Annotated in this window: 17 protein-coding genes; 7 read left to right on the forward strand and 10 right to left on the reverse strand. The window is 41.7% G+C overall.

Annotation, left to right across the window (positions count from 1 at the left end):
• Positions 1–45: 45 nt before the first annotated feature.
• Entirely contained in the window at positions 46–447 is a 402-nt protein-coding gene (locus IQ234_RS05660) for a hypothetical protein (RefSeq protein ID WP_002750374.1), read from the reverse strand.
• Between the two features lie 72 nt (positions 448–519).
• Between IQ234_RS05660 and IQ234_RS05665 the strand changes: the two genes are divergently transcribed.
• Positions 520–795, forward strand: coding sequence for a DUF6439 family protein (locus IQ234_RS05665; RefSeq protein ID WP_110579110.1), 276 nt, complete (start codon positions 520–522; stop codon positions 793–795).
• On the opposite strand, the gene IQ234_RS05670 is transcribed toward IQ234_RS05665, so the two are convergent.
• The 4 genes from IQ234_RS05670 to menA all read right to left on the reverse strand — a co-directional run bounded on the left by IQ234_RS05670 (position 792) and on the right by menA (position 6,077).
• Positions 792–1,193, reverse strand: coding sequence for an ATP-binding protein (locus IQ234_RS05670; protein WP_185240447.1), 402 nt, complete (start codon positions 1,191–1,193; stop codon positions 792–794). The two genes, IQ234_RS05665 and IQ234_RS05670, sit on opposite strands and share 4 nt — an antisense overlap.
• 332 nt (positions 1,194–1,525) lie before the next feature.
• Positions 1,526–2,893 (reverse strand): 23S rRNA (uracil(1939)-C(5))-methyltransferase RlmD, encoded by a 1,368-nt coding sequence (gene rlmD / locus IQ234_RS05675; protein ID WP_193956361.1) that lies wholly within the window; start codon positions 2,891–2,893, stop codon positions 1,526–1,528.
• An 82-nt stretch (positions 2,894–2,975) separates the two neighbouring features.
• Positions 2,976–4,670 (reverse strand): helicase HerA domain-containing protein, encoded by a 1,695-nt coding sequence (locus tag IQ234_RS05680; RefSeq protein WP_193956362.1) that lies wholly within the window; start codon positions 4,668–4,670, stop codon positions 2,976–2,978.
• A 498-nt stretch (positions 4,671–5,168) separates the two neighbouring features.
• Positions 5,169–6,077 carry a 2-carboxy-1,4-naphthoquinone phytyltransferase gene (menA, locus tag IQ234_RS05685; protein ID WP_193956363.1) on the reverse strand — a complete coding sequence of 303 codons (909 nt, stop codon included), beginning with the start codon at positions 6,075–6,077 and terminating at the stop codon, positions 5,169–5,171.
• 229 nt (positions 6,078–6,306) lie between these two features.
• Between menA and IQ234_RS05690 the strand changes: the two genes are divergently transcribed.
• Positions 6,307–6,600 (forward strand): hypothetical protein, encoded by a 294-nt coding sequence (locus IQ234_RS05690; protein ID WP_193956364.1) that lies wholly within the window; start codon positions 6,307–6,309, stop codon positions 6,598–6,600.
• Here the strand turns inward: IQ234_RS05690 and hrcA are convergent.
• Positions 6,587–7,663, reverse strand: coding sequence for a heat-inducible transcriptional repressor HrcA (gene hrcA, locus IQ234_RS05695; protein WP_193956365.1), 1,077 nt, complete (start codon positions 7,661–7,663; stop codon positions 6,587–6,589). The two genes, IQ234_RS05690 and hrcA, sit on opposite strands and share 14 nt — an antisense overlap.
• A 143-nt stretch (positions 7,664–7,806) precedes the next feature.
• Entirely contained in the window at positions 7,807–8,145 is a 339-nt protein-coding gene (locus IQ234_RS05700; RefSeq protein ID WP_002760272.1) for a rhodanese-like domain-containing protein, read from the reverse strand.
• 209 nt (positions 8,146–8,354) lie between these two features.
• On the opposite strand from IQ234_RS05700, the gene IQ234_RS05705 reads away from it, so the two are divergent.
• The 4 genes from IQ234_RS05705 to recJ all read left to right on the forward strand — a co-directional run bounded on the left by IQ234_RS05705 (position 8,355) and on the right by recJ (position 14,362).
• Positions 8,355–8,582: a DUF2281 domain-containing protein gene (locus tag IQ234_RS05705; RefSeq protein ID WP_108937726.1), complete on the forward strand. Its 228-nt coding sequence runs from the start codon at positions 8,355–8,357 to the stop codon at positions 8,580–8,582.
• Between the two features lie 153 nt (positions 8,583–8,735).
• Positions 8,736–11,759: an exonuclease subunit SbcC gene (gene sbcC, locus IQ234_RS05710; protein ID WP_193956366.1), complete on the forward strand. Its 3,024-nt coding sequence runs from the start codon at positions 8,736–8,738 to the stop codon at positions 11,757–11,759.
• 7 nt (positions 11,760–11,766) lie between these two features.
• Entirely contained in the window at positions 11,767–12,021 is a 255-nt protein-coding gene (locus IQ234_RS05715) for a MoaD/ThiS family protein (RefSeq protein ID WP_193956367.1), read from the forward strand.
• A 58-nt stretch (positions 12,022–12,079) separates the two neighbouring features.
• The gene (gene recJ / locus IQ234_RS05720; protein ID WP_193956368.1) at positions 12,080–14,362 is read left to right on the forward strand and encodes a single-stranded-DNA-specific exonuclease RecJ; all 2,283 of its coding nucleotides are present in this window, start codon (positions 12,080–12,082) and stop codon (positions 14,360–14,362) included.
• Between the two features lie 41 nt (positions 14,363–14,403).
• Here recJ and IQ234_RS05725 read toward each other — a convergent pair whose 3' ends face one another.
• On the reverse strand, positions 14,404–15,351 hold the full coding sequence (locus IQ234_RS05725) for a fused MFS/spermidine synthase (RefSeq protein WP_193956369.1): 948 nt from the start codon (positions 15,349–15,351) through the stop codon (positions 14,404–14,406).
• A gap of 387 nt (positions 15,352–15,738) precedes the next feature.
• Between IQ234_RS05725 and accA the strand changes: the two genes are divergently transcribed.
• Positions 15,739–16,728 (forward strand): acetyl-CoA carboxylase carboxyl transferase subunit alpha, encoded by a 990-nt coding sequence (gene accA / locus IQ234_RS05730; protein WP_193956370.1) that lies wholly within the window; start codon positions 15,739–15,741, stop codon positions 16,726–16,728.
• Positions 16,729–16,914: 186 nt separating this feature from the next.
• Here the strand turns inward: accA and rpmA are convergent, their stop codons facing one another.
• Together rpmA and rplU are read right to left on the reverse strand one after the other, a co-directional pair.
• On the reverse strand, positions 16,915–17,184 hold the full coding sequence (rpmA, locus tag IQ234_RS05735; protein ID WP_002744094.1) for a 50S ribosomal protein L27: 270 nt from the start codon (positions 17,182–17,184) through the stop codon (positions 16,915–16,917).
• A 34-nt stretch (positions 17,185–17,218) separates the two neighbouring features.
• Positions 17,219–17,608, reverse strand: coding sequence for a 50S ribosomal protein L21 (gene rplU / locus IQ234_RS05740; protein WP_193956371.1), 390 nt, complete (start codon positions 17,606–17,608; stop codon positions 17,219–17,221).
• Positions 17,609–17,735: the final 127 nt, after the last annotated feature.

The raw sequence follows: 17,735 nt of genomic DNA on the forward strand, positions 1-17,735 counted from the left end.
CCCCAACACCCTAACACCCCAACACCCCACTTCCGGTGCAGGTAATCACCCGCTGCAGGATCGCAGAATCCAACCCAGTAAGACTCCAATACCACCAAAGCGGACAATTTGCCAAAAAACTTCCCCCAGTAGTCCGCGACGGATTCCTTCCCAGAATAGGCGCTTTAATTCCCCTTCTTTAAGTAAATTGCTTTCTAAAATTACCTCTAATTCTTGAATCTGTTCGCGAATTTGTACTAATTCCTTTTCTAGTTCAGGTAGGGGATTTTCCCGCCATTGGGGTTCTATTTGGCTAAATTGTGCCTCTAGGTCTTTTTTTTGCTGTTCTGCTTCGTTGATCTGTCGATAACGGTCTTTTAGTGATGCGATCGCCGCTTCGACTTCTGCAATTGCTTGGGTAAATTCTGCCGATTCATCGTTAGGGTAGGGGTTTTCTTCTAAGGACATGGACTCGATCCGATTTCCTGCGTCTAAACTATAGTTATAGACGATTTTACGGTTTTACGAAACCTTTTGATTATGATTCCATCCCCTGTCTCTTCCTCATCTCAGACTGTTGATGATCTATCTACCCTGGAATTGGCGCGGATTTTAGCGGAACGTTTGGCGATCGCACCGATTGATTGGCATCGTCTGAAGGCCAACCGTAATGCTCGGGCCGCTGAACAATTGGGGACGGCTTTGGTGTTTTTATTAGATAATCAGCCAGAAGAAGCACTTCCTCGGCTACAACAGGCTACAGGCTGGCTTGATCGCTCGATTTCTGCTCCTCCCTGTCCTTCTCACGGTCATTAATTCAACCAGCGTTCCTGTTTAATTTGTTTAGAAAGTTTCAGTTGGGTTCCTGTTTGATTCCAGTGAACTTGGTCGAAGATTTGATATAACATACACAGTCCTCGGCCATTTTCCGCTTCTTCGGGGGGAAAATCGGGACAATCACAACTACAGCCATGATGGTGACAACGGGGGGTAAATCCACCACCTTCGTCGGTAATTACCCAAGAATACTCGTCTCTACTGCTGGAAAATTGAACAACCACGGTTTTGCTGGGATCGAGATGATTACCGTGTTTAGCGGCATTAACTAAAGCTTCCTGCAATCCTAATCTAATTTCTGGTTCTAACTCTTCGGGAATACTAGCGGTCAATAAATCTAAAATCGGACAAAGATACAAGGTGGAAGCGAAACTCATGGTGTTCCAGCTTCGTTTACTTGTTGGCAGTGAAATAGCAATCACACGCTTTACCTCTAGCTTTTATTAAATGACTGTTCTCTTACAGAAAGATTAAGGTCTCTTAACCGATGATTGCCATACCTAATAAGTCATATTTTGTCCCTTTTCTGTCTCTGAGATGGATTAGATATTTTTATGATTGATCTACAAACCAATCGAGAATCAAGGCAGCTTTGAGCGAGTGGTTAATCAAAAAAGTAGTTGACTGGAACGGGGCTTAATATGCTATTATCTTTAACCGTTGACTTTTCAGCCATAAACGGCTAAAGTGTCAGGTTTTTCCCCTTATTTCATCCTACCATATCTGTGTTTTTTTGTCTAAGAAAAGCAGCGCATTCGACGTGGGGAGTTTGGGGAAAGAAATCGGCGGTTTGCACTTCTAGCAGTTGATAATCGCCTGTTTGACAGAGATATTGCAAGTCTCTGGCTAAAGTTGCACTTTGACAACTGATATAAACAATGCGTTGACTCTGCAGCTGTAACAGGCTATCAAGGACAGATCGATCGCAACCTTTGCGGGGCGGATCGAGTAGAATAATGTCGGGTTTAACTGTCAGTTGCGGTAAAGTTTTTTCTACTGCTCCCAAAATAAAGGTTGTGTTGGTAATATTATTTAATTGGGCGTTAATTTTGGCTCGATCGAGGGAAAAGCTATAGGATTCTAGTCCAATCACCTCTTTAACCCGTTTAGCGAGGGGTAAAGTAAAAGTACCGATACCACAGTAGGCATCAATAAGAATTTCTTCACCTTTAAGCTCTAATTTCTGGCAAATAACCGCCAATAAAGCTTCAGCAGCCTCTGTATTAATCTGAAAAAAGGTATCGGCAGCCAATTGATAGGTTAATCCGGCGAACTTTTCGTTAATATAATCCCTTCCCGCAATAGTTGTGGTCTGAGCGCCAAAAATAGCATTACCTCGATCGGGGTTATAATTGACGGTTACACCGACTAAATTGGCGTATTTTGCCAGCCATTGCTGCGCTTGGGTCTCAATTCCCTGTAAATTATTATCGGTACTAATCAGGGTTAATAAAATTTCTCCCGTGTGGCGGCCAATTCTCAGGGATAAATGGCGTAATTGTCCTTGATGGGTCTTTTCATCGTAAATTGACCAGCCTTTCTCTTGAATATCCTGTTTTATCTCCGCTAGAAACGGATTTAAAGCCTGATCTTGAATCGGACATTGATTGAGATTAATCAGATGATGGCTGCCGCGACGATAATAACCTGCTTGCACATTGCCGGTGGGGGAAAATCCGAGGGGATAGGTAGCTTTATTGCGATAAGCGAGGGGAGAATTACCGGTGAGGGGAGGATAAACCAAAGGATCGGTAAAACCGCCAATTCTGGTTAATACCTCTTGTACTTGCTCTTTTTTGACCCGAAGCTGAAATTGATCCTCGATGTGTTGCCATTGACAACCACCACATTTATCAGCGACGATGCAGCGGGGCCGGATACGATGGGGAGATGCTTGTAGAATAGTTTGTAGTTTGCCGATCGCATGACTTTTTTTGATATAGGTGATGCGAGTTTGAATGCGATCGCCAATAACCGTATCTGGCACAAAAATCACTTGTCCTCGGTATTTTCCCACACCTTCGCCCGTATGGTTGAGGTCGGTAATCTCGATCTCGATTAAATCACCTTGTTGCATAGTTAGGGAAACCAGTTTTCATCTAGGGTTTCTTCTCAGTAAAAATAACCCAACTCTATTCTACAATCAAAAATCAATTTTTCTAAAATCCTAGATCGGCTTTGGCAATTTTGGCCGCCGCTAATACTTCCTCATCGGGTAATTCTCGCCAGTCGGTCGCACCTATTTCAGTATAGAATTTTTGATCGTAGGCCCGAGTACGAATTACCACCGGCATAGGAACCGCATGACCTAAAACTAAAGCTTGTTGTTTTGAGTCTAATTTTGCTAAAACTGATCGCAAACTTCCCCCTCCAGAAACCCCAGTAAATATGGCTTCGATGTCCTTTTCATCGTTTAATAAACAGGTGATTCTCGTCCCTACCTGAGACATAACTTCGTTATCAATTCCTGAAGGTCTTTGATCGACAATTAAGAGAGTAACAAAATATTTTCGCATCTCCCGGGCGATGGTTCCAAAGATAGTTTGATGTACCACAGCAGAATCAAGAAATCGATGAGCTTCTTCAATGGTAATCACTAACTGTTGCGGCCGATCAACGGGGTTTTTAGTTTGTAAAAAATATTCAGCTTTTTTAACATAATTAGCATGAATCCGACGGGTGATCATATTGGTGGCTAACATATAGGAAAGCATATTACTTTGGGAGCCAAATTCAATAACAACGTGCTTACCTGCATCTAAAGCTTGTAAAACCTGATCGATATAATTGTGGGGACAAGAACTTTTTAAATATTTCAAACTATCTAGACGCATTAATTTTCTCTGGAGGGACATAATTGATCCCGCATGGCCTTGTTTTTCCGTACAGAAGATTTTAATGTCCTCGTTACTCATATTTAATAACTGAGTAATCCAAGATTCTCCATACTCGTTATAGAGAATATTGGCATTGTCTAAACTAGCTTCCGAGATACCTAATTCCCGACCGATTAAACGAATATCCTCAATTTCAATCTGATTATAACTTAAGAATAATTCCTGCGCTCCTCGTACTCCCCGGCGTTTCGTAGAATCGGGATCGAGGGTATAAATTTCTACTTGTCCGGGGAATAATTGACATAATCCTTTCACCGTAGAAACCTCCTTCCCTTCTTTCATCGCTTCCCAACCGTATTCCGAGTGCATATCAAACATGAGGTTAACCCCTGCTTGTTTGCGAATAATGCCCGAAATTAATAGCCTAGTTAAAAAGGATTTTCCCGTCCCGGATTTGCCAAAAACACCGTTACTACGTTCCACAAAGCGATCAAGATTAATACATATTGGCACGTCCATGTCAAGGGGTTGACCAATAGCAAAATTCTTTCTGGTGGGATCATCTTCCCAACCGAAAACCATGCGAAAATCCTGCTCACAAGCTTCATAAACTTGGCTAAAATGGGCGGGAATAGTTTTAACTGGCAGTAATTCTAAATCGGCGCTGGTTTGGGGTTGAAAAGAGCCTAAAGAAGTGTCGGAAACTGCCGGGGAATTACCTCCAGTCGGGGTAAACATGAGCATAGGTGATAGTTCAATCGTACCATAAGTACCGCTACCCGCTAAAACATCGCGCATAAAACTATCATCGGGATGGGGAGGATTCGCGATAATCCGGGGACTGGAGTTACCCAGGGAGACATCGGTGAGGAGACAGAAAAAACGCGAGCGAGTGCCTTGCACCACCAAAAATTTACCGACGCGCATATCTTCTACCGAAATATCCGGATAAAGACGGATTTCTAAACCTTCACTCAGGGAACCTTGAATAACCGATCCGAGGGGCTGTTCACTCATGCTAACCTTGATTTGTGGCGATGAATTATGAATTATGAATTATGAATTATGAATGAGGAAGTGTTTTCAGTGATCAGTAAACAGTAAACAGCAAAAAGGGCTCTCCCCGGTTTGGTGGGTAAAATGTATTCTAAGATACAGTCCTGCTGGCGAGGGAGTGGAGGGAACTACAGAGACACATAGGACACAAAGATCGATCGATCCTACCTATGTAAGTTAAACTTATCACACAGAACCTAGAAGAGCCCAAAAAGACAGTAGGAAACTGGAAGATGTACCAAACTAAGCCTGAATCCGCCGTATTTAATACTTCCCACTTAATACATACTGCACACTTAAAACTTAAATCTGATAACTGATTCAAGTCAGTTGATTTTTTTCGGTCTATCTAGGCTAAAAATGAGGGGTTCGCAGGCAGGCACGGATTCCCATTATGAATATAAGTGTATGTCAAGTGATGGGGTTTTGTCAAGGGGTTTAAGAAAAAAATCGGGTTGATCAACGGGAAGCAAGGAAATAGCCAAGGGAGAAGAGAATGCCACTAAAAAAGTGGAGATTAACCGCTATAAACTTGCAGTTACTGACTAGCTGAGGTTGGTCGTGATTTTGGTTAACGTGGTGGACTAATTGCCAAGCGAAAGGGAGACTAAGGAAGATTAAAAGGGTGAGAGGGGGATAAACCTGGAGCAGGACAAAAACTACCGTTAAAACGTAAACGAGAACCGTCACTACGGTTAAAACTTTAGAACCTTTTAAAGTACCTAAACGAGCAATAGGTGATTTTTTACCCGCTTTGAGATCATCGGCAACTTGATGGAAATGGGAACAAAAAAGGATGATAGAAGTGGTAATCCCGATAATAATTGAAGCCGCTAGACTAGAGAGAGAAAAAGCACCGACTTGGGAATAGTAGGCAGCCGCAATCGCCAAGGGTCCAAAGGTAAAGAAACAGATAATTTCACCTAATCCTTGATAACCAAGACGGAAGGGAGGCCCTTGATAGGTATAGCCCAAAAAACAGCAGAGGGCGATTAATTCTAGGATAGTCCAATCGCCTCGCCAATAACTAATGGCAAGAATGCCGGCGATTCCTAATAATAGAAAAAGATTACTTAGCCAGAAAATTAAACATTTATTGCCAGTTAAATTAACGATCGAATGTGCCTTATTAACATCGATCCCGGTATCGGCATCAAAAACATCATTACTGAGATTTAACCAAGCGAGAATTAAAATAGCTGAGAGGATAAAAGTGACAAAAATCGGGGAAGAAAATTGACCTGTTTCTTGATAAGCGATCGCTGTTCCCAAAATAATCGGTATAATCGCCACACTATACATTGGTGGTTTCAGGGCTGCTAACCAGAGTTTTTTGGGTGAGGGAGTGGTGATAGTATCGGTGGTCATAGCTGAATAATAATCAGGAAAACTCGATCGCTCTAGGGATAAAAAACGAGGGTTTAAGGTAGAATTATAGCTTTTTGTGCCTCCACTAGAAAAGCGGCATTTCTTATTTGTGGTGATAAACAGAAGTTATTAAAAATGGTAGGGGTGCAGGGGATGCGCCCAAAATTTCCTATAGGGTGTTATTCTCTAGACGATAAGCTGAAAATTCCTGTAACTTTCCTAGCCACCGATGAGAGCGATCGCTAAAGATGATATTCTTTATATTCACCATGAGGATGTACCAGTTTATAAAAAAGGCGGTCCAGTGGTGAGAAATAGTTATTTTTGGGCGCTAAAATCGATCTCCTGTGGAGCGCGTCGGGGACAGGATTGGGAGTTCGATGCCGAGGTGTGGGTGGCGCTGGTGCGGATGTTGCTCTGTTTTGCCAATTCTGGCTATTTGGGGGATGGTGAGACAATTTTAGAGTTTACTGTCGATTGTCCTATTCCCGAACCTTTGCGGGGGATATCTACTTACTTATAGCCTCGCTGAGATAGTTAGCGGTGGATTCCACTAGGGGAATGGTATTTTCGTATAACATTCGCGTCGGTCCGATAATGCCAACACTACCGACGGGAGTATCTCCCTGTTTATAAAAAGCGGAGATAAGAGTACAAGGGCGCATGGATTCCAGAGGATTTTCGGAACCAATGGTGATTTTGACTTTTTTAGCTGATTTTTCTGGTTCTGGTCTTTGTAAAATCAGGGGTAAAAGGCGGTCCTGTTCTGCTTCCAATAGATGCAGTAACATTTGTACTTGTTGCCATTGGGCGAATTCTGGCTGTCGAATGACTTCAGCGACACCATGGACGATAATCTCTGGGGTGGCAGTGGATTGGAGACTAGCGCTGATTTCTTGGCTTAATTGTCGGAGAAAATGGGTATAACGGGCAAATTCTCGCTCGATTTGCTGCCAATCGAGGTTAATTAAATCTGCCAAGCAATAACCTTTTAATTTTTCCCCGAGAAAATTAGAGAGGATTTGTAATTCTTCTGCTAATCCATCCCCCTTGTCTGTTGCGATAGACTCAGGAATCTCTATCATAACCGAGCGTGTTTGTAAACTATCTGTAACAATAATTAACATTATCTGCTTGGCTGAGACGGGGATTAATTGCAGATGACGCAGGGTATTAGTGAGGGTGTGGGGGAGGGTAACGATAGCGATATAACCGCTTAAACCGGCTAAAAACTGGGTGGCCCGTTGCAGCAGACTTTCGAGACTCCAAGCGGGAGATTTAGCGTTTTGATGCAGATAATAGCCGATTTTTTCGCCGATACGGTCATCGGGAGTCATTAATTCATCGACGTAGAGACGATAACCCCAATCGGAGGGAATGCGTCCGGAGGAAGTGTGGGGTTGATAGAGCAAACCTTCTTTTTCCAGTTTACCGAGAGCATTGCGAATCGTGGCGGAACTAACCGTAAATTTGTACTCCTCTAGCAGAGTTTTCGAGCCAACCGGTTCGGCTGTGGCGATATAATGTTGAATTGTCGCCTTTAAGATATGTTGATAGCGATCGCTGAGATTAGTTCTAGCGGACATAGGGGAATAATCTTAAGAAAAGATTTATAACATTTTTCTAGACAGTATAACGCTTATTCAGTTATCAGTTATCAGTAGTCAGTCCTCCGTGGGGAGAAAGGGGATAGTTTACCCCTCTCTTTTCCCGATGGGGGCCATGAAAATTAGTAACGGGGAATATTAGGATCGACGAGGAGGGAATAAGCATCGATGCCACCGTTAATATTTTTAACATTAGTAAAACCCTGACTTTGTAGCCATTGGCACATTTGCAGGGATCTCATGCCATGATGACAGATAACCAGGGTTTCTGCTTGGGGGTTGAATTGGCTGGCAATAGTGGGCGACCATTCTTGGTATTGACTCAAGGGTAAAATGGTAAAATTGGCCACAGATGCCATGGCAACTTCCTCCGGTTCGCGCACATCAATAAGTTGTAAATTAGGATCATGATCGGCTAAACGGAGAGCGAGTTCATGGACGCTAATTTCGGGAATGCTCATAGATTTAGTCTTAAGAATCGGTTATCTTTCCTTTAGAGTAGCAAATCGAGGGACCCTGAGCGGTTAGGTACTTGCGTAGGAATAATATCGCAGCCAAGTGGTGGGATTTGGTCAGTGCCAGAGCGGGGGGGTGATATAATGGGTAAAGGGCGGGTATTGAAGACATTGATGCTTTTTAGTACGCCGATTAATCGACAAGCTGAATTTCGATGAATATTGAACAAGCCGTTATCGAAAACTTGCGAAAACTTCCTTTAGAAAAACAACAAGAAGTCTTAAACTTCAGCCAATTTCTAACTCAGAGAACTTCGCCAAAAATTGAAGAGATGACCTCCCACGAAAAAGCAGAAGATTGGCTAAAATTTCTGGAAAGTCAACCCAAGGATACCCCCGGATTACCCGATGAAGCCTTAGGGCGTGAAACTATCTATGACTGATGGCTAACTATCTATTTGATACCAATATTTTACTGAGGCTGAGTGACCGAATTTCCGCTAATTATGCCTTGTACTGCATTCTCTCCCTCTCCTTTCTCCCCATCTCCCCATCTCCCCACTTCATAATTCATAATTCATAATTTCTCCCAGCTTATGATTCCCCTACAATTAACCCTAAAAAATTTTCTCAGTTATCGCGAGGCAGTGCTAGATTTTCGCGGATTACATACTGCCTGTATTTGTGGTGCCAATGGTGCGGGAAAATCCTCTTTACTGGAAGCAATTACTTGGGCAATTTGGGGAGAAAGTCGCGTCTCGATTGCTGATGATGTCATTCATGCGGGCAGCGATTATGCGCGGGTAGATTTCGAGTTTAGTTATGGGGGAGAAATCTATAAAATTATCCGTAGTCGTCACCGGGGGGGAAAAGCTTCTGGTTTAGATTTTCAGGTGATTAATGATCAAAGTTTTCGTCCTTTATCGGGTAAAAGTATTAAAGATACCCAAGCACAGATTAATACTTATCTAAAAATAGACCATAAAACTTTCATTAATTCTGCTTATTTACGACAGGGACAAGCGGACGAGTTTATGAAACAGCCTCCCAGTGGTCGTAAACAGATTTTAGCAGAATTATTACAACTAGATCGCTATGAAATTTTAGCGAATAAAGCCAAGGATATATCGAAACAGTTCGATGGACAGTCCCTCCAGATCGAGCAGCAAGTAGAAACTATCAAACTCCGTCTTCAGGAGAAAAATTCTTATCGGGAACACCTGCAAGAGTTAAGCACCCAAATTAACCAAATTAATCAAGAACAAGAGGTAAATAATCGGCGTTTACAGCAACTGCAAGGGGAGGAAAATCAGCGTCAGAATTGGGAAAAACAGCTGCAGTGGCAAAGAGAACAGGAGCGAGCTTTATTAGCAGAAATTGAGAGATTAGACCAGGAAAAAGTTAGTCTAGACAATCAATTAAATCAAATAAGGACTATTCTTCATCGCAAAAATGAGATTATTACCGCACACGAGCGCCTAATCAATTTAGACCAGAAAGAGGCAAGTTTGTCAAGTCAATTGCAAGCTTGGCAACAGGCCCAGTATGATAAACAACAATTAGAACAGAAATTACAGCAAAAAATTAACGAATTTACCCTTCCCATCCAACAAACGAGCGCTCGTTTAGAAGAATTGCGAAGACAGGAGCAAGAAAATCAAAAAATTATCGAGCAAGCGGGGGATATTCAAGCAGCATTAGAGAAGTTAAATTATCATCGTCAACGTCTTCAGGAATTGGATAAATTAGCTTTAAAATATGCTCCTTTAAATAGCCGAAAAGCTGATCTAAATATGCAGTTGGAACGGGAAAAAGCCAGGATTAACGCTCGTCGGGAACAACTGCAAAAAAATCGGCAACAATTAGAGACAGAAATCGCTCGTATTCCGCTGCTAAGAGAGGAAGCTCTCAATTTAGCCAAACGAATTAAGGAATTAGATAAAAAACAAACCTATTGTGAACGAGTGGAAGAAAAGGAAACCGTTAAACAAGTGGATAAAAAAAGTTTATTGGAGCAGCAGAAAAGATATGAAGAACAACTTTTAGAGTTAACTGATAAATTGGAAAAATTAAATATTCCCGATTCGGTTTGTCCTCTGTGTGAACAGAATTTAGACAGTCATCACCGTCATCAGGTAATCAGGAAAACCCATCAAAATCAAGAACAAATTCAAGAGCAAATTTGGTCTTTACAGGAACGGATGGCAGACTGCGATCGAGATTTAAAACGTTTACGCGAGGAATTAGCCCAAATTAAACAAGAATTGCCAGTAAGATCGAATCTACAACAAAAATATATGCAGTTAGAAGTCAAGTTAGAAACTATTGAAGAAAAGGAAATAGAACTAGAGAAAAACGAAGAGATACTTGTGGAGTTAGAAGCACTTTTAAGCAGTGGCAATTATGCCCTAGAATTACAGCAAGAATTGCAAATTGTCAATCAAGAAATCGCCTTATTAAATTATGATGAACAAAGTCATGCTTTAGTCAGAGGAGAAGAAAAAAGATGGCGTTGGGCAGAAATTCAAGAATCAGAACTTAAGCAAGCAAACCGTCGTTTAGCTAATATTAAGGCTGAGAAACCTAATTTAATTAACCAATTAGCTAAACTAGAACAGGAGAAACGAGAACTAGGTCAAAATTCCCCACTTAAACAGGAAATTGAACGCTTAGAAAAGTTTATTCAAAACTTAAATTACGATCGCAGTGAACATCAGAATATTCAAAATCTGATCCGACAATTACAGGGGGTAAGATTACAGTATCGAGATTGGCAACAAGCAGAAAAAAATTATCCAGAAATAGCTGCTAAAATTGCTGACATTGAGCAAAGATTACAGCTGCGAAATGAGGATCGCCAGAAGATAAATCAGGAGTTAGCAAATATTATTCAAAAGATTGGTACTTTGACTGACTATCGCCAAGAAATAGCCGCATTATCGACTAATATTCAACAGCGAAGACAGATAATTGATGGATTGCTCTCCCAAAAAGGTCGGGTTGAGGAGAAATTACATCAACTAGAAACTTTAGGTAAACAACTGACAGAAAAAGAGAGCGATTTAGCTAAAGTTAAAAAACAATATACAGTTTATAAACATTTAGCCATAGCTTTCGGCAAAAATGGGTTACAAACTCTGATGATTGAGAATGTTTTACCAGAGTTAGAAGCACAAACTAATCATATTTTAGCTCGCTTAACTGGTAATCAATTTCATGTGCATTTTTTAACCCAAAAAAGCGGTAAAGGTACTAAGAAACAGCAACAAAAGTCAATCGATACTTTAGATATTATTATTGGCGATACCCGGGGATCTCGTCCCTACGAAACCTATTCAGGAGGGGAAGCTTTTCGGATTAATTTCTCGATTCGATTAGCTTTAGCGAGATTATTGGCACAAAGAGCCGGAACAGCCCTACAAATGCTCATTGTTGACGAGGGATTCGGAACTCAGGATGCGGAAGGATGCGATCGCTTAATTGCGGCAATTAATGCTATATCCGCCGATTTTGCCTGTATTTTGACTGTAACTCATATGCCCCAATTTAAAGAAGCTTTTCAACACCGCATCGAAGTCCGCAAAACCGAACAGGGTTCTCAATTGATGTTATTATCCTAGGAAAAATATGGAAAAAATTATGGTAACAGTAAAACTATTTGCTATTTATCAAGAAGTCTATCAAACTTCACAATTAAACCTCGAATTTCCTGCCCACACTTCTGTCTCAGAAGTGTTAAACTATATTATAGCCCCCTATCCTCAATTAGAAAGATGGCGGGATGTTACTCGTTTTGGAGTCAATCTTCAGTTTGTTTCGGGAGAGAAAATCCTCGAAAATGGCGATGAGATAGTTCTAATTCCCCCCGTTAGTGGTGGCTAAATGGAGATAGGGAAAATCACAAAAACTGCCACCTTTTTAACTTTTTCCCTGATATCCCGTGTCTAACTGGCAAATTCCCCCATCGGTAGAGCTTCCCCAAGAGTTTTTAAAAATAGTCCAAGACTACACCCCAAAGTCGGATGGCAGCGTCGTGGCACAAATATTATGGCATCGCGGTGTCCAAGATGGGGCGACTCTGCGGACGTTTCTGGATGAGAAAGCTTATCAGTCAAAAACTCCCTTTGATTTTGGGCAAGAAATGAACTTCGCCGTCAAAAGACTGGAAAAAGCCCTAAATAAAGGCGAAAAAGTGACTATTTGGGGTGATTTCGATGCCGATGGTGTCACCGCTACCAGTGTCCTTTGGGAAGGATTAGGGCAGTTTTTGCCACCCTATCAACAGTTAGATTATTACATACCCGATCGCCAAAAAGAATCCCACGGCCTCAATTGTCCCGGTATCGAGAAACTAGCGCATCAAGGAACCCGTTTAATCGTCACCTGTGACACGGGAAGCACGAATATCGCTGAAATTGACTATGCAAACAGTCTAGGAATCGATATTATCATCACCGATCATCATACCCTACCCGACGAGCGCCCCGAGGTGATTGCCCTGATTAATCCCCGCTACTTTGTGGAAACCCATCCTTTCTATCATCTTTCTGGGGTTGCTGTTGCTTATAAATTAGTGGAAGCGATGTATTTAACCCTTGCAGATATTCCCAGAAAACCCCTAGAAAATTTACTGGATTTAGTTGCGATTGGTTTAATTGCTGATTTAGTCAAATTGACGGGAGAATGTCGTTATTTAGCCCAAAAAGGTCTTCAAAAACTCCAAAATACTCAGCGCTTGGGAGTTAAAAAATTACTCGAGTTATGTAACAAAACCGGAGATAGACCGATGGATATATCCTTCGGTATTGGACCGCGAATTAATGCCGTCAGTCGCATTTATGGTGATGCTAGATTTTGTGTGGAATTACTCACCAGTGAAGATGAAAAGCGTTGTCACGAATTAGCTGAACAAGCGGAATTAGCCAATATTCGTCGCCAAGAAATCCAACGGGATATTATTAAACAAGTTCAGAAAAAACTAGAGAGAATTGATCTTTCTACCACTAATGTAATTATTTTAGATGATCCCCAATGGCCAGCGGGAATTTTAGGATTAGTTGCGGGACAAATTGCCCAAGAATACCAGCGACCAACAATTTTATTAAGTACCAGTGAACCACCTTTTGCTAAGGGTTCCGCTCGGTCAATTCGTGAGATCGATCTCTATCAATTAGTATCCTCTCAATCCCATCTTTTACATCGTTTTGGTGGTCATCCTTTGGCCGCGGGTTTAAGTTTAACCATAGAAAATTTACCCCTATTTATTGAGGGAATTAATCAACAGTTACGACGCACAGGAATTGATTTAACTTCCCTTTCTTCTCAGATAGAAGTGGATGCAGTGGTGACGGTTTCCCAATTGGGAAAAAGTCTATTTCGAGAATTAAAATTACTGGAACCCTGCGGGATGGGTAATCCGACACCAAAGCTATTAATTCAAAATTGTTATTTTCAAAATCTTTGGCATAAAAATCTTGAGGATTTCAAAGGCAAAAAAATTACTTATCTCCGAACAACTTTTGATATCTGGGATAGTTCAATCGAGCAGGGATTCCCCGGTATGTGGTGGGGTCATCACAAAGACGAAATTGCTGCCGATACCCATTATAATGCCTTAGTCGAATTAGATTTTAATACCTCCAAAAATCGCTATGAAGTGCGCTTAATTGCTCTGCAACCCTATCAACAAGAATCCATAATCTATAGCAATAAAAAAGATTTTTTAATCGACAATCGCAATCGAGAAATTAATCAAGAAGTTAACCAATTAAATCCCCTTTTTCTTTGGGAATGTCCCCGGGATTGGACAAAACTTTCTAGGGAATATCAACAGGCAATTTTACGCGATAAAAAGTTAGTTCTTGCCTATGCTAGTCCTTTAAAAAAATCCGCTCACACCCCATGGATAAACCTTGTGGGGATTGGGAAATATTTAGCTAGAACTAAAACCAGTATTTCCCGTCAACAATTACAAAACCGCTTAAACCTCAGTTATCATACCCTAGAATTAGGATTAATTTCCCTAGCAGAAAATGGCTTTAAAGTCAAGGAAAATCAAGAAAATTTATCCTTTGAATTAGTCAATCATGAGGCAAAAATGAATAAGATTAAGCAATTTCTGGAAGCGGTAGCCCTAGAAAACTTTCTCCAGCAATACTTTGCTACTGTTCCCCTAGAAATACTGCAAACAATTCTCAATCATGAAGACTCGATCGATTTCTAATTATAACTCTTATTTACTGATAACTGATAACTGATAACTGATTACTGATTACTGATTACTCCTTGACCGAAGAATTTCGGGGGTTTTGCTAAGGTATAAACTTCCGTATTTTGTGCGATAGCTTGACGAATATAGAGAGGAGTTTGTAACATTCCTAGTAAACTCATGCCATCAATTAAACGTAATCCTCCCGTAGTTGTATCGGTGATTAATTCATCCACCACATCGGGATCGGGACGAGTATTTAAAGGATGATTAGCACAGAGAGTAAAACCCCAAGGGGAACCATAACTAGGAGTAGGAGCGCAATAGGAATGAACGTAGGGAAAAACTGCTTTTAAAGTATTCACCAAACGCGCATGATACATCACTGAAGGAGGAGAAACTGGGCCAGATTGGACAACCACAATGCCATTTTCGGCCAAAACTCTTTGTAGTTTTTCAAAGTATTCTTTTGTGAATAGGGGGAAAGAAGGACCCTCTCCGATGGGATCAACCAGATCAGAAATAATAATATCCCATTGATCATTAGTGGTGTCTAAAACTTCTAAAGCATCGGCCACAACTAACTCAAAACGAGGATCATCAAAAGTGCCTTGGTGCATTTCGGGAAGATGTTCCTTACAAGCTGCCACCACATCCCCATCGATATCGATCATCATCACTTTTTCGATTGTTTTCCAACGCAATAACTCCCGCGTTGTCGCACCTTCACCACCTCCCAGAATTAAAGCAGTTTTTGGTTCTTGGTGGGCAATCATTGCCGGTTGCACTAATGCTTCATGATAAATAAATTCATCTCCCGTACAAGATTGCCATTTGCCATCCAGTACCAAGGCTTTTCCATAGGCCCCCGACTCAACAATATACATTTCCTGAAAAGCGGTTTTTTTGTAGGCTAAAATCCGCGAAACCCCATGACTATAAATGTCCCAGGGGGTAATATATTCGTTAACCCATAGATCCGCTTTTAGTTCACTTCCTGCCATAACTAATCCTCCTTGGGGTGAAAAAGGCACGATCTATCATTATACAACAATTGACAAAATTCGATCGATAACCTGAAATTATCTCCCAGTCATCCCGAAGCTGCCGATAATCGATCGCTGAAAAACGGTAAGCTAGAAAAGATTAAGTAAGTAGTTATAATTACATTGAAGATAAATTTTGCCTCTGCTCCCCCCTGCCCCCCTTGATAAGGGGGGTGCCGATAGGCGGGGGGATCTCCCTTGATAAGGGGGGTGCCGATCCCCCCTTAATCCCCCCTTGATAAGGGGGGTGCCGATCCCCCCTTAATCCCCCCTTGATAAGGGGGGTATTTGATAATTTTTAACGCCTAACTACTTAGCGAACAGTAAACTTCTAGCCACTAACCTATGACTAAAAACGAGACTACCGAGAAAAAGATTTTTCTCCTAGATTTTGAAAAACCCCTCTACGAATTAGAATCCCGCATCGAACAGATTAAAGAATTAGCCCAAGAAAATAGCGTAGATGTCTCGGAACAAATTAGTCAACTAGACGAACGAGCTAATCAATTACGGCGTGAAATTTTTAGCAATCTCACCCCTTCCCAACGGCTACAATTAGCCCGTCATCCCCGGCGCCCCAGTACCCTAGACTATATTCAAGCCATCACCGATGAATGGTTCGAGTTGCACGGGGATCGCGGTGGTTACGACGATCCCGCCCTTGTGGGTGGTGTTGCCCGTTTTAACGGTCGTCCCGTGGTGATTATCGGGCATCAAAAAGGCCGGGATACTAAGGATAATGTGGCTAGAAATTTCGGCATGGCTGCCCCCGGTGGTTATCGTAAAGCCATGCGTTTAATGGAACACGCCCATCAGTTTAATCAGCCAATTTTAACCTTTATTGACACCCCCGGCGCCTGGGCGGGGGTAGAAGCGGAAAAATTAGGTCAAGGGGAAGCGATCGCCTATAATCTTCGGGAGATGTTCCGTTTAGATGTGCCGATCATTTGTACTGTTATTGGCGAAGGTGGTTCCGGCGGCGCTTTGGGGATCGGTGTCGGCGATCGCCTATTAATGTTAGAGCATTCTGTCTATACCGTGGCGACTCCCGAAGCTTGTGCCGCCATTCTCTGGAAAGATGCCAAAAAATCCGATAAAGCAGCAGTTGCCCTCAAAATTACCTCAAAAGACTTAAAAGATTTAAATATTATCGATCAGATCGTTCCTGAACCCTCCAGAGGGGCCCATGCTGATCCGATTAAAGCAGCAGCCAATTTAAAAGTCGCTATTAGTGACAATTTAGAGGCTTTATCTGTGTTAACTCCCCAACAACGGCGCGAATCTCGTTATCAAAAATTCCGCAATTTAGGCGTATTTTTAGAAGCTACAGCTTAATCAATGAGCAGTGATCAGTTATCAGATGTGAGTTTTCAGTTCACAGATTACTGTTTACTGATCACTGAAAAAAAAGCTCTCCGATTTCCTCAGATAACTGCTATAATTGCTAGATAAATTACCTGAAAAAACCCCCTAGTATTAATTAGGAGGTTACAGGGAAAAAATTAATCAGAGTTGATGGGATTAACTAGCGCTAACTTCAGCAGGATAAACGCTAACTTGACGGCGACTTTTATCCTTGTATTCAAATTTAACCACACCATCAATTAAAGCGAATAAAGTATCATCGCCACCACGACCAACATTTTTACCCGGGTGAACTTTAGTACCCCGTTGACGGATGAGAATATTTCCCGCTTTTACCACCTGACCACCGTAGCGCTTAACGCCTAGTCTCTGGGAACGAGAATCGCGTCCGTTGCGGGTACTACCCGTACCTTTCTTATGAGCCATAATTTCTCTCCAAATGCTTTTTTGATTCTAAAAGTTATTCTTCTTTCTCGCTACTATCTTCCACAACTTCAGCGCCGGAGGTAGCAGCAGTGGCGACTAGGGTTTTACCGTTATAATTGATTGAATCAATCATAAAACGGGTAATTTCTTGACGATGACCGCGTTTTTTACGGGTTTTCTTTTTCGGGCGCATTTTATAGACAATAACTTTTTTGCCCCGACGATGTTGAATGACAGTCCCTTCGACGGTGGCCCCTTCGATAAAGGGCTGACCGATGCTAATATCATCCTCATCATGGATTAATAGCACTTTGTCGATGGTATGGGTACTTTGTTCATCGACGGGAAGAAGTTCGATATCGTAATAGCGACCGGGTTCCACCCGAATCTGTTTGCCACCGGTCTCAATAATCGCGTAACTCATAAATTTTCTGCGCTCGTTTTGCCGTACAGGTAGCTGAAAAAAATTCCAGCTTTTGTCCTAATGTCTTCACCTGATCCGAGCAGGAATTGACACAATTTACTATCATCTAATATTCGGGGGGCAATTG

This window comes from Microcystis aeruginosa LEGE 91341, from assembly GCF_015206885.1.
Lineage (GTDB): Bacteria > Cyanobacteriota > Cyanobacteriia > Cyanobacteriales > Microcystaceae > Microcystis > Microcystis aeruginosa_H.

Coding starts and splice junctions, on each gene's coding strand:
- IQ234_RS05660 (WP_002750374.1), bottom strand. CDS start 447: ATGTCCTTAGAAGAAAACCCCTACCCTAACGATGAATCGGCAGAATTT.
- IQ234_RS05665 (WP_110579110.1), top strand. CDS start 520: ATGATTCCATCCCCTGTCTCTTCCTCATCTCAGACTGTTGATGATCTA.
- IQ234_RS05670 (WP_185240447.1), bottom strand. CDS start 1,193: ATGAGTTTCGCTTCCACCTTGTATCTTTGTCCGATTTTAGATTTATTG.
- rlmD (WP_193956361.1), bottom strand. CDS start 2,893: ATGCAACAAGGTGATTTAATCGAGATCGAGATTACCGACCTCAACCAT.
- IQ234_RS05680 (WP_193956362.1), bottom strand. CDS start 4,670: ATGAGTGAACAGCCCCTCGGATCGGTTATTCAAGGTTCCCTGAGTGAA.
- menA (WP_193956363.1), bottom strand. CDS start 6,077: ATGACCACCGATACTATCACCACTCCCTCACCCAAAAAACTCTGGTTA.
- IQ234_RS05690 (WP_193956364.1), top strand. CDS start 6,307: ATGAGAGCGATCGCTAAAGATGATATTCTTTATATTCACCATGAGGAT.
- hrcA (WP_193956365.1), bottom strand. CDS start 7,663: ATGTCCGCTAGAACTAATCTCAGCGATCGCTATCAACATATCTTAAAG.
- IQ234_RS05700 (WP_002760272.1), bottom strand. CDS start 8,145: ATGAGCATTCCCGAAATTAGCGTCCATGAACTCGCTCTCCGTTTAGCC.
- IQ234_RS05705 (WP_108937726.1), top strand. CDS start 8,355: ATGAATATTGAACAAGCCGTTATCGAAAACTTGCGAAAACTTCCTTTA.
- sbcC (WP_193956366.1), top strand. CDS start 8,736: ATGATTCCCCTACAATTAACCCTAAAAAATTTTCTCAGTTATCGCGAG.
- IQ234_RS05715 (WP_193956367.1), top strand. CDS start 11,767: ATGGAAAAAATTATGGTAACAGTAAAACTATTTGCTATTTATCAAGAA.
- IQ234_RS05725 (WP_193956369.1), bottom strand. CDS start 15,351: ATGGCAGGAAGTGAACTAAAAGCGGATCTATGGGTTAACGAATATATT.
- accA (WP_193956370.1), top strand. CDS start 15,739: ATGACTAAAAACGAGACTACCGAGAAAAAGATTTTTCTCCTAGATTTT.
- rpmA (WP_002744094.1), bottom strand. CDS start 17,184: ATGGCTCATAAGAAAGGTACGGGTAGTACCCGCAACGGACGCGATTCT.
- rplU (WP_193956371.1), bottom strand. CDS start 17,608: ATGAGTTACGCGATTATTGAGACCGGTGGCAAACAGATTCGGGTGGAA.